Source organism: Streptococcus parasanguinis, assembly GCF_047463195.1.
Taxonomy (GTDB): Bacteria; Bacillota; Bacilli; order Lactobacillales; family Streptococcaceae; genus Streptococcus; species Streptococcus parasanguinis_R.
Genome location: NZ_JASHEI010000010.1, coordinates 22176 through 33850, shown reverse-complemented (window position 1 = coordinate 33850; position 11675 = coordinate 22176). Strand labels below are relative to the sequence as shown.

The 11675-nt window shown below is 40.8% G+C and carries 10 protein-coding genes and 1 other RNA gene; 9 read left to right on the top strand and 2 right to left on the bottom strand.

The window, feature by feature from the left end; genetic code table 11:
- Positions 1–28 precede the first annotated feature (28 nt).
- The 4 genes from QM870_RS08865 to pepC all read left to right on the top strand — a co-directional run bounded on the left by QM870_RS08865 (position 29) and on the right by pepC (position 4473).
- Positions 29–1489 (top strand): nicotinate phosphoribosyltransferase, encoded by a 1461-nt coding sequence (locus tag QM870_RS08865; protein WP_313790661.1) that lies wholly within the window; start codon positions 29–31, stop codon positions 1487–1489.
- Complete coding sequence (nadE, locus tag QM870_RS08860; RefSeq protein WP_414369330.1) at positions 1486–2310, top strand: ammonia-dependent NAD(+) synthetase; 825 nt, start codon at positions 1486–1488, stop codon at positions 2308–2310. The genes QM870_RS08865 and nadE overlap by 4 nt, the downstream gene beginning before the upstream one ends.
- A gap of 209 nt (positions 2311–2519) precedes the next feature.
- Positions 2520–3071, top strand: coding sequence for a GNAT family N-acetyltransferase (locus QM870_RS08855; protein WP_349977295.1), 552 nt, complete (start codon positions 2520–2522; stop codon positions 3069–3071).
- A gap of 67 nt (positions 3072–3138) precedes the next feature.
- A complete protein-coding gene (pepC, locus tag QM870_RS08850; RefSeq protein WP_009732326.1) occupies positions 3139–4473 on the top strand; it encodes an aminopeptidase C in 1335 nt (444 codons plus the stop codon).
- 432 nt (positions 4474–4905) lie between these two features.
- Here pepC and pbp1a read toward each other — a convergent pair whose 3' ends face one another.
- Entirely contained in the window at positions 4906–7020 is a 2115-nt protein-coding gene (pbp1a, locus tag QM870_RS08845) for a penicillin-binding protein PBP1A (RefSeq protein ID WP_021154545.1), read from the bottom strand.
- On the bottom strand, positions 7021–7614 hold the full coding sequence (gene recU / locus QM870_RS08840) for a Holliday junction resolvase RecU (protein ID WP_003010355.1): 594 nt from the start codon (positions 7612–7614) through the stop codon (positions 7021–7023). It abuts the gene before it with no gap.
- 64 nt (positions 7615–7678) lie between these two features.
- On the opposite strand from recU, the gene QM870_RS08835 reads away from it, so the two are divergent.
- The 5 genes from QM870_RS08835 to QM870_RS08815 all read left to right on the top strand — a co-directional run bounded on the left by QM870_RS08835 (position 7679) and on the right by QM870_RS08815 (position 11659).
- Positions 7679–8206 carry an SLOG family protein gene (locus QM870_RS08835; protein WP_023920293.1) on the top strand — a complete coding sequence of 176 codons (528 nt, stop codon included), beginning with the start codon at positions 7679–7681 and terminating at the stop codon, positions 8204–8206.
- Positions 8207–8275: 69 nt separating this feature from the next.
- Positions 8276–8617, top strand: a complete 342-nt coding sequence (gene gpsB, locus QM870_RS08830) for a cell division regulator GpsB (protein ID WP_049496141.1) — start codon at positions 8276–8278, stop codon at positions 8615–8617.
- 16 nt (positions 8618–8633) lie between these two features.
- An RNA gene (gene rnpB, locus QM870_RS08825) (RNase P RNA component class B) lies at positions 8634–8999 on the top strand.
- Between the two features lie 66 nt (positions 9000–9065).
- Positions 9066–10223: a THUMP domain-containing class I SAM-dependent RNA methyltransferase gene (locus QM870_RS08820; RefSeq protein ID WP_049482722.1), complete on the top strand. Its 1158-nt coding sequence runs from the start codon at positions 9066–9068 to the stop codon at positions 10221–10223.
- 11 nt (positions 10224–10234) lie between these two features.
- Positions 10235–11659, top strand: a complete 1425-nt coding sequence (locus QM870_RS08815) for a cell division site-positioning protein MapZ family protein (protein ID WP_155125282.1) — start codon at positions 10235–10237, stop codon at positions 11657–11659.
- Positions 11660–11675 lie beyond the last annotated feature (16 nt).

Sequence of the window (11675 nt, the reverse complement as noted above, 5' to 3'; positions counted from 1 at the left end):
AACAAATCAATAAAAAAGAGGTATACATATGTATCCAGATGACAGTTTAACCTTGCATACTGATTTATACCAAATCAACATGATGCAAGTCTATTTTGATCAAGGTATCCACAATAAACATGCCGTATTTGAAGTCTATTTTCGTCAACAGCCTTTTAAAAACGGCTACGCAGTATTTGCTGGCTTAGAAAGAATTGTGAAATACTTGGAAAACTTGAGTTTTTCTGAGAGCGATATTGCCTATTTAGAGTCACTTGGTTATCATGGGGCCTTCTTGGAATATCTTCGTGATCTCAAGTTGGAATTGACGGTACGTTCTGCTCAAGAAGGAGATTTAGTCTTTGCCAATGAACCAATTGTTCAGGTAGAGGGTCCTCTGGCTCAGTGTCAATTGGTGGAAACAGCCCTTTTGAATATCGTCAACTTTCAAACCTTGATAGCAACAAAAGCTGCTCGTATTCGTTCAGTCATTGAAGATGAGCCTTTGATGGAATTTGGAACACGTCGTGCGCAAGAAATGGATGCTGCCATTTGGGGAACTCGTGCAGCAGTCATCGGAGGTGCCAATGGAACTAGTAATGTTCGTGCAGGAAAACTCTTTGGAATCCCAGTTTTAGGAACTCATGCCCATTCTCTTGTACAGGTTTATGGAAATGACTACCAGGCCTTTAAGGCTTATGCGGAAACCCATAAAGATTGTGTCTTCCTCGTCGATACCTATGATACTCTTCGTATTGGAGTCCCTGCAGCTATTCAGGTAGCGCGTGAAATGGGAGATAAAATCAATTTCCTAGGCGTACGGATTGACTCAGGAGATATTGCTTATATTTCTAAAAAGGTTCGCCAGCAATTAGATGAGGCTGGTTTTACAAATGCTAAAATCTACGCTTCTAATGACTTGGATGAAAATACCATCCTCAACTTAAAAATGCAAAAAGCAAAAATTGATGTTTGGGGTGTAGGAACCAAGTTAATTACAGCTTACGATCAACCAGCGCTTGGAGCGGTATACAAAATTGTCTCTGTTGAAAACGAAGCAGGAGAGATGATCAATACCATCAAGCTTTCCAATAATGCGGAGAAAGTTTCTACTCCAGGTAAAAAGCAAGTCTGGCGGATTACCAGCCGTGAAAAAGGTAAATCAGAAGGGGACTACATCACTTATGATGGAGTAGATGTTTCACAACTGACTGAACTTAAAATGTTCCATCCGACTTATACCTACATCAATAAAACGGTCCAAAACTTTGAGGCCATTCCTCTTTTAGTGGATATTTTTAAAGAGGGTCAATTGGTTTATCAACTGCCAACATTATCAGAAATTCAAGAATATGCTCGTAAAAATTACGATCAATTATGGGATGAATACAAGCGCGTCCTCAATCCACAGCATTACCCAGTTGACTTGGCCAAAGATATTTGGCAGGATAAGATGGATCTGATCGAGGAAATGCGTAACAAGGCCAATGGAGAAGGAGAAGCAAAATGAGTTTGCAAGAAGAGATTATCCAACAATTGGGTGTCAAGTCTAGCATTGATCCTCAGGAAGAGATTCGCCGCTCGGTTGATTTCTTAAAAAGATATCTAAAAAAACATCCCTTCTTGAAAACATTTGTATTAGGGATCTCAGGAGGACAAGATTCGACTCTTGCTGGGCGATTAGCTCAATTAGCCATGGAAGAAATGCGCTCAGAGACAGGAGATGCCTCCTATCAATTTATTGCTGTTCGCCTTCCTTATGGGGTACAGACAGATGAAGAAGATGCTCAAAAAGCTTTGACCTTTATCCAGCCAGATGTCAGCCTAGTCGTTAACATCAAGGAATCAGTTGATGCCATGGAACGCGCTGTCGAAGCAACAGGAACGGATATCTCCGACTTCAACAAGGGCAATATCAAGGCTCGCAGTCGCATGATTGCTCAGTATGCTTTAGCAGGTGCGCGGAGTGGAGCCGTTATTGGGACGGACCATGCAGCGGAAAATATTACAGGTTTCTTCACAAAATTTGGAGATGGTGGTGCAGATATTTTACCCCTTTTCCGTTTGAACAAGCGCCAAGGAAAACAATTGCTTAAAGCCTTGGGAGCTGATCCTGCTCTCTATGAGAAAATCCCAACTGCAGATTTGGAAGAAGAAAAACCAGGAATAGCAGACGAAGTAGCGCTGGGTGTCACCTATAATGAAATCGATGATTACCTAGAAGGCAAACAAGTGAGCCCAGAAGCTCAAGCCACTATTGAAAAATGGTGGTACAAAGGCCAACACAAACGCCACCTGCCAATCACAGTATTTGATCATTTCTGGGAGTAAAAAGGTCCACTGGACCTTTTTAGCCCGAGTCTTAAAATAGGAAAACGAGACAGAAATCGGTAACTCGCAGAGTTCGATTTCGTAGTCTCACCATACAATATTGTGAAAAGCATCAAAAAGAAGGGCGATTTCATCCGTCCTTTTCTTCTAGATTAAAGTAACCAACTTGCAACGTTCAAGTTGCATGAAAAAATGAAGGGAGACAATCTATGAATCATCTTGGAAGTCTTGTCATAGAGACAGAGCATTTATACTTGAGGCCTTTCGTTTTGGAAGATGCACCAGCGATGTTTGAAAATTGGGCTTCGGATCCTGAAACCCTGAAATATGTCACTTGGGATGCCCATGCATCTACTGAGAGAACCAGAGAATCGATCAAAAGATGGATCGAACAGTATCGTAAACCAGATACTTATAAATGGGCGCTTTGTTTGAAAACATCACTGGATCAGGTAATTGGAGATATTAGTGTGGTTTCTCAGGACCCGGAAAGTCAATCATGCGAGCTAGGTTATATCCTTGGCAAGAAATTCTGGGGGCGGGGATTCATGACAGAAGCCGTCATAGCTGTTTTGGATTTCTTATTGAACAAAGTCGGATTTAAAGAAATCAAAGCCACTTATGTCAGTTTAAATCCTGCTTCAGGGAAAGTCATGGAAAAGGCAGGAATGCAGTATGTAGAAACCATCCCTCATGCCATTCAACGCAAAGGATATTGCGGGGATAAAATCATCTATTCTAAACAGAATCCCTCTCTATAGGGTGATTTTTACTTGAAGATTCTGCTCAAAGGATTATAATAGTAAATAATGAAAAAAGGAGATTGCTATGTCAGAATTAACGAAAGAATTTACAGACCAGCTCTATGCTAATTATGAAGCAAATGTGAAATATGCGGCTCTTGAAAATGCTGTTACCCACAATGGGATCCATGCATCGCTTGAAACGCGCAAGAGTGCAGTAGAAAATACACCAGTTTTTTCACTTGATTTGACCAAGGATAAGGTGACAAACCAAAAAGCATCTGGACGTTGTTGGATGTTTGCGGCTTTAAATACCTTCCGTCACAAGATGATTTCAAGCTTCCAATTGGAGGATTTTGAATTGTCTCAAGCACATACTTTCTTTTGGGATAAGTATGAAAAATCAAACTGGTTTTTGGAGCAAGTGATTGCTACAGCAGATCAAGAATTGACCAGCCGTAAGGTGGCTTTTCTCCTACAAACCCCACAACAAGATGGTGGTCAATGGGATATGGTGGTATCCCTCTTTGAGAAATACGGAGTGGTTCCAAAATCAGTTTATCCGGAATCGATTTCTTCAAGTAATAGCCGGGAATTGAACACCTACCTCAATAAACTCTTGCGTCAAGATGCGCAAATCTTGCGTGACTTGATTCACTCAGGCGCAGATAGTGAGGCAGTTGCGAGCAAGAAACAAGCGTTGTTGCAAGAAATCTTTAACTTCTTGGCTATGTCTTTAGGATTGCCTCCGCGTGAATTTGACTTTTCATACCGTGATAAGGACAACCAATTCCATACCGAAAGTGGCTTAACTCCACAAAGCTTCTACAAAAAATATGTAGACCTTCAATTAGACGATTACGTCTCCATTATCAATGCCCCAACTACAGATAAGCCATATGGAAAATCTTACACCGTAGATATGCTGGGCAATGTGGTTGGTAGCCGTCCAGTCCGCTACCTAAATGTTCCAATGGATCGATTGAAAGAATTAGCTATTGCTCAAATGAAAGCAGGAGAAACTGTCTGGTTTGGTTCAGATGTAGGCCAAGTCAGCAACCGTAAAGCCGGAATCCTGGCAACAGATGTCTACGATTTTGAAGCAGGCATGGACATTCATTTGACACAAGACAAGGCGGGTCGCTTGGACTATGCAGAAAGTCTCATGACACACGCTATGGTCTTGACAGGGGTTGATTTAGACGAAGCAGGTCAGCCTCGTAAATGGAAGGTTGAAAATTCATGGGGAGACAAGGTCGGTACAGATGGTTACTTTGTGGCTTCTGATGCTTGGATGGATGAATATACCTATCAAATCGTGGTTCGTAAAGAATTCCTAACAGCAGACGAATTAGCAGCCTATGAAGCAGAACCAATTGTCCTAGCACCGTGGGATCCAATGGGAGCTTTAGCAAAATAATGATATAGAAAAGAGCCGAAAGGCTCTTTTCAGATTGAAGACAAAATATCTTAAAAACTTTCCTTAGGTGAGTACGGACGTCAGCGAACTTCTTTAAAGTTCCATGACTAATTATTGAGTCTAAGGTCTCAATAATTCCGAGTGCCTGAAACAATAACGTTTCAAGCACTTTTCTCACAGCGGAAAGTTTCAGTATTTTCTTAAATCGATTTAAATATTGGAACTCAATTTTGTTTTTTGCAGAATCACTTAACTTATTTTGCTTTAAAATAGTTTGTCTACATTCTAATAAGAGCCGAAAGGCTCTTTTTTTTATATACTCAAAAATAAAAAAGCTGGGAAGTCTAACTAAATAAATCAGATTTTATTCGTTCTGGTTTTTTAACCATTGTTTTAAAAAAAGCCGGGCAAAAGCCCGACTTCTCCATTCTATTATTCGTTATGATTGTTAGAGTCTTGCGAAGAAGGCTCAGATGGTTTAGATTGATTTTCTTCGTTCGAAGAGCTAGACGATGGTTCTTCATACGAATACTGATCAGTGGAATAACTTGGCTCATAGTAGTAGTTATTGTAGTTGTTCTTACCATTGTTTAAGTAGAGATAAGAACCACTTCGATACAGTCCACTTGGTTGCGTCCAATCCGTATGACCAGAGTTATTATTATTAGCAAGATAGAGCATCATTTGACGGTAGACATCCGTTGCGACCTGTATTCCATTATCCAATACTGGTGTAAAGCGATTGGAATAACCTGTCCATACTGCCATGGCATATTCAGGAGTGTAGCCTACAAACAATTCATCCGGTGTTACAATATTTGAATAAGCATTTTTTGTCAATTTACCGATTTCGTTATCAGCATAGTTTGATGTACCTGTCTTACCAGCTTGGTAGATTCCCGAAATGGCAGCATTTGTACCGGTACCAGACAAGAGAACTGTCTTCATCATATCTGTCATCATGTAGGCAGTTGTTGCTTTCATTGCACGAGTTCCTTCGGACTCAAATTCCTTGGTTGTGCCATCACTAAAGACAACCCGACTAACATAGGATGGTTTGTAATAGGTACCGCCATTGGCAAAAGCAGCATAGGCAGCTGCCATTTTCTCACTGCTGGCTCCGTATTTGTTGCTAGAATCGCTAGTGTTACTCGAGATAGCGTTGGCGTAAACCATTTCTGGGTAATCGATCCCTAATCCATTGAGGAATTTCTTAGCTTGTTTAAGACCAACTTTTTCCAGGGCCTTCACCGCAGGCACGTTACGAGATTGTTGAATTGCGTAGGTAATGGACATGCTACCATAGTATGAACGGTCCCAGTTGTAGACAGGCGTTGATGAATGAGGGAAGTTGTATGGCGCATCTGTTGTAGTAGCTGCTGTAGAGGTATATTCCTCATGTTCAAGAGCTGGTGCGTAATCTGTGATTGGTTTCATTGTTGAACCCCAGTCACGGTTCGTTTCAACCGCTTGGTTTGTACCAAAGGAAACATTGCTGGATTGGTGACGAGAACCCAGCTGAGCAATGACTTTACCAGTATTGACATCAATAACGGTAGAAGCTACTTGCATTTCATCATCCGGGTAATTGACATATTCATCTGTATTGTAGATATCCCATAGTTTCTTTTGAGCTTCTGTATCCACGTTTGTATAGACATCCATTCCGGTTGTCAACAAATTGTAGCCCGTTTCTTCTTCGACTTGCTCGATCACTTCTTTTAGGTAATTATCCATATAGGCTGGGTAACTGCTTGAAGAACTGAGACTTTGCAGACCATCTGTAACAGGTGTATTGACCGCTGCTTCGTATTGTTTGTTAGAAATGGTCTTCATATCGAGCATTTCTTTTAATACTAAGTTTCGGCGCTGTTGCGCTGCTTCAGGATGGGAGTATGGATCGTATTGGTTTGGTGCTTGGGGCATCCCCGCAAGGAGTGCCAATTGAGGGAGCGAAAGATCTTTTAGATCTTTTCCGTAATAACTTTTCGCAGCTGTCTGCATTCCGTAGTTCCCATTCGCCATAAATACTTTATTGACGTAATAGGTCAAGATTTCTTGTTTGGTTGCTTTCTTTTCTAGTTGGGTTGCTAACCAAGCTTCTTGGATCTTACGAGAGAGGGTACGGTCAGAGGCTGAAGTGGAGAAATAGGTTAACTTGATCAATTGTTGCGTCAAGGTTGACCCACCTTGACTTCCTCCTCGTAAGTTGTGAAGGAAGGAACCGCCGATCCGAATGATGTCGACCCCACGGTGATTGAAGAAACGGTGGTCTTCAATCGCAACGATAGCATTGACCAAATCAGTAGGGATTTCATTGGCTGTGACATTGATTCGTTTCTCAGCTCCCAAATCCGCGATCAAGTTATTTTGGTTGTCATAGATCTTACTAGATGTTGTTGCAACCAAATCTTTTTCAGACAAGGTTGGTGCTTTCATAGCATAGTAACTAAATATCAGTCCACCGAGGACAAATAAAAGTAAGAAAAATGAAATGGCTGCGATGGCAACATATTTCAACCATTGAATGACTGTTTGTTTATTCATTTAAATACCGCCTAGAAGTTTCTGTTCGATAATATCAAGATAAGGAACGCTTGGAAGACGATTCTTATCTACTAGAAAGCCGTGCTCCTGAATATAGGAGAGGGGCATGGATTTACTACCATGATCGATGTTGTAATAGTGAATTAATGCAGGAGCAGGAAGTAAGTAGGTTTCACTCAACTTTGCAAAATGCAAGAGAACGAAACAGATACCGCCTTGCTGAACAACTGCCTCCATATGATCGATTTGATGTTGATGAAAATTTTTCATCGGCATGGATTGCTTTTGCTGTGTTTCCTTCGCTTCAAAATCGATATAGCGTCCCTTGTATACTCCAGAATAGTCCGTCGTTGAGGCTTGCCTGAAATAGGCTTCAACAATCTTTGCCCGACTGCGACGTGGATAATCCACTTTCACGATTTGAATCGGTGTTGGTTTTTTATGGATGACTGCTAGACCTCGAGAAAGATAGTATTGATTGCTTTCATTGATCATTTTTTCAAATGTCATCCCACGATTCGCAAAGTCGACTGGATGTTTCCTTTGTGTAGAGACCAAGGTTTTTTTGGCTACTTTATGTGGATAGTTGACCATAGTTCTCCTTATTGGTACAATTACATCACTCTATTATATCATAAATTAGAATAATGAGGAAAAAATGAATACCATACTTGTTGCAGGTTATAAGAGTTTTGATGTGGGAGTCTTTTCCAATAAAGACCCTCGACTGACCATTATCAAAAAAGCCATTGAAAGAGATCTTCGTCGTCTATTTGAAGAAGGAGTGAAATGGCTGGTCTTTTCTGGTAATTTGGGATTTGAGGCTTGGGTACTAGAGGTCGCCTTTGCATTAAAAAAAGATTACGATTTTCAAATGGCGACGATCTTCCTATTTGAGAATGTTGGCGAAAATTGGAATGAAAGCAATCAGGAATTATTAGCACGCTTCAAACAGGTGGATTTCGTGAAATATGCCTATCCACACTATAGCAATCCGGGTCAACTAAAAGAATACAATCAGTTTTTGATAGATAACGCGGATGGAGCTTATGTTTTTTATGATCCAGAAAATGAAACCAATTTAAAATATCTTTACAAAATGATGGTAGAAAAAGAACCATTTTATGTCAAACAATTAAGTTTTGATGACTTAAATGAACTTGCTGAAAATTTTTACGAAAACTAAGTGTTATACCTTGATTTTTCTTACCATTTTTTTATATAATTGAGATGATGAACTAGATTGGAGAGAGTAATGGCGAGTATTATTTTTACTGCGAAAGATATTTTTGATCAAGATTTCAAACGAGAAGTTCGTGGTTATAATAAAGATGAAGTAAATGAATTTTTGGATGATGTCATAAAAGACTATGAAACCTATGCTGCTTTGGTGAAGGAATTGCGTGAAGAAAACGCACGCCTTCGTGAAGAACTTGCCCAAAAAGCACAGGAAACACCACAAACATCTCCGATTGCTAGCACTGCTACGCAAGAATACCCGCAAGTGACAACAGCGACGAACTTTGATATTCTCAAACGTCTCAATCGTTTGGAAAAAGAAGTTTTTGGGAAACAGATCGTAGATCGCGATTATTAATCCCATAGATTGTGCAATTTTTGGATAATCGCGTGAGAGAATATTCTCATGAGGAAAGTCCATGCTAGCACAGGCTGTGATGCCTGTAGTGTTTGTGCTAGGTGAATCCATAAGCCTAGGGACTTGGTATTCAAGTTACGGCGAGTGAAGGAGCTAAGTCTAAGGATAAGCTCTAGTAACTCTGAAAGTGCCACAGTGACGTAGTTTTTAGGGAAACCTAAAAAGTGGAACGCGGTAAACCCCTCAAGCTAGCAACCCAAACTTTGGTCGGGGCATGGAATGCGTGGAAACGAACATAGCATTCTGACTGGAAACAGTAGACAGATGATTATCAAAGGAAATGGTACCTAGTCATTTCTGGAACAAAACATGGCTTATAGAAAATTGCATATAGGTTGATGAGGTGGAGAGAGATCTCAACCTCCTTTTTTAAAGTGATAGGAATAAGATGAAAAAACAATTTGAATTGATTGCAACGGCCGCTGCTGGTATAGAGGCTGTTGTTGGTCGAGAACTACGCGATCTTGGCTACGATTGCCAGGTTGAAAATGGACGGGTTCGATTTCAAGGAGACCGTCGAGCAATCATAGAAACCAACCTCTGGTTGCGAGCGGCTGATCGAGTGAAAATTGTGGTTGGGACTTTTCCAGCCAAAACCTTCGAAGAACTCTTTCAAGGTGTCTTTGCTTTGGATTGGGAAAATTATTTGCCTTTAGGAGCACGTTTTCCTATTTCTAAGGCTAAATGTGTCAAATCAAAACTTCATAATGAACCTAGCGTTCAGGCCATTTCGAAAAAAGCAGTGGTTAAAAAGTTACAAAAACATTATGCCCGGCCAGAAGGTGTTCCTCTCATGGAAAATGGGGCAGAGTTCAAGATTGAAGTATCGATCCTTAAAGATCAAGCCACTGTCTTGATTGACACCACTGGTAGTAGCCTCTTCAAACGTGGTTATCGGACTGAAAAAGGGGGAGCCCCTATTAAGGAAAATATGGCAGCAGCAATTCTTCTGCTGTCAAACTGGTATCCAGATAAACCCTTGATTGACCCGACATGTGGTTCTGGAACGTTTTGTATTGAGGCGGCGATGATTGCGAGAAATATGGCACCTGGTTTACGTAGGACCTTTTCTTTTGAAGAATGGAACTGGATGGATGATCGCTTGATTCATGAAGTCCGTCAAGAAGCAAGCAGAAAAATCAATCGCGAGATCGAATTGGATATTATGGGAACTGATATCGATTCACGGATGGTTGAGATTGCCAAAGAAAATGCCCAGAAAGCGGGCGTTAGCAGTGATATTACTTTCAAACAGATGCGAGTCCAAGATCTTCACTCAGATAAGATCAACGGGGTGATTATCTCCAACCCTCCATATGGAGAACGCTTATCTGATGATGAAGGTGTGACGAAATTGTATACTGAAATGGGGCACGTATTTGCACCTCTCAAAACCTGGAGTAAATTTATCTTAACCAGTGATGAAGGTTTTGAATCTAAATTCGGTGGTAAAGCAGATAAAAAACGAAAACTTTATAACGGAACCCTAAAAGTTGATCTCTACCAATATTTTGGGGAACGAGTAAAACGGCAGATTAAGGCATAGAAAGGATTTTTATGACAGAGAAGGATAAAAAGCCATTAGAGCAAGAAACAGAATCAATTTTAGATTTTGAAGATGCTAAAGAGATGACGATTGGGCAGGCCAATCGAAAGGCAGAAGAAATCGAAGCAGGTGTAACTGAAGGTGATAATGTCTTAGACAAATACATCAAACAACACCGAGCAGAAATTGAAGCTGAAAAATACGACACAAAGATTTTGGCCAAAGAAGAATTGGCTAAAGCTGAAGAGTTGGCAGCTACAGAAACAGTTGCTGAAGTAGCTGAAGCAGTGGAGGCGCCGGAAGTGACGGAAACGGTCTTGGAACAAAGGCCTGAAATGGATGCTATCTCAACTGAATTACCTGCTAAGATTAAATTTGGTCCCACACCAACTGAACCAATTGTAGAAGCTGAGGAACTTCCTGAGGAAACACCAAGCAATGCGGGTAAACGAATCAAAGCGGTTCTATACTCTGCATTAGGTCTTGCGATTGTCGGTTCGGCCATTTTTGTGACCTATAACTGGATGCACAGTCGTGGAAAATCTGGTGGTACAACTGTTGTATCGTCTTCATCTAGCAAGTCATCTTCTACTTCTAAATCAAGTAGCAGTGAAACACAGGCTCAAAAATTGGAAGAGTTTACCAAAGCCTACGATGCCTTTTTTGTAGATGAATCAAAAAGTGCTCTTAAAAATGATAAATTCGGAGACTTGGAAAATCTGAAGAAACTGCTGGACAAATTAGAAGGAAGCAGTGATTATAATGCGGCTAAAACAAAATATGAAGACCTTGTGAAGCAAGTTTCTGCCATTCAAAAAGTGAATTCTCAATTTAGTTCTCCAGTCATCAAAGATGGAGTTCTTGATGCAACTGCCAAAGCGAAAAGTGATGCGACCTTTGCAGAAACAAAGACAGGCAATGAAAAATTAGATAGCTTATTGAATGAGGCAGTTGCTCAAGGACGTTCACAACAAGTTGCGACACCGGCACCAGTGACAGGGACAGGTGGTACAGATACTTCTAATGCAACTCCAGCCCCAGCTCAATCAGCAACGCCTACGGCCCCAGCTGTCAATGCTGCTACAGGTAGTGCAGGAACGGCAAACCCAGGCTATTCAGGGTACGGTCTTCCAAGCGATGGTGTCCCACTTCAACGGAACTTGAGCCGTGTGCCATATAACCAAGCAGCTATCAATGATGTCAATAACCCGGCTTGGGTATTTGGTGATGGGATCCTTGAAAAAGTATTGAATATTGCTCGTAAACGTGGACATATCACTGGCAATCAATACATTTTAGAGCGTGTCAATATCATTAACGGTAATGGCTATTACAATCTCTTCAAACCAGATGGAACCTATCTCTTTAGTATCAATGCCAAGACTGGTTATTTCGTAGGAAACGGAAAAGGTCATTCAGATGCTCTGGATTATTAATGCTTGATCAGACATC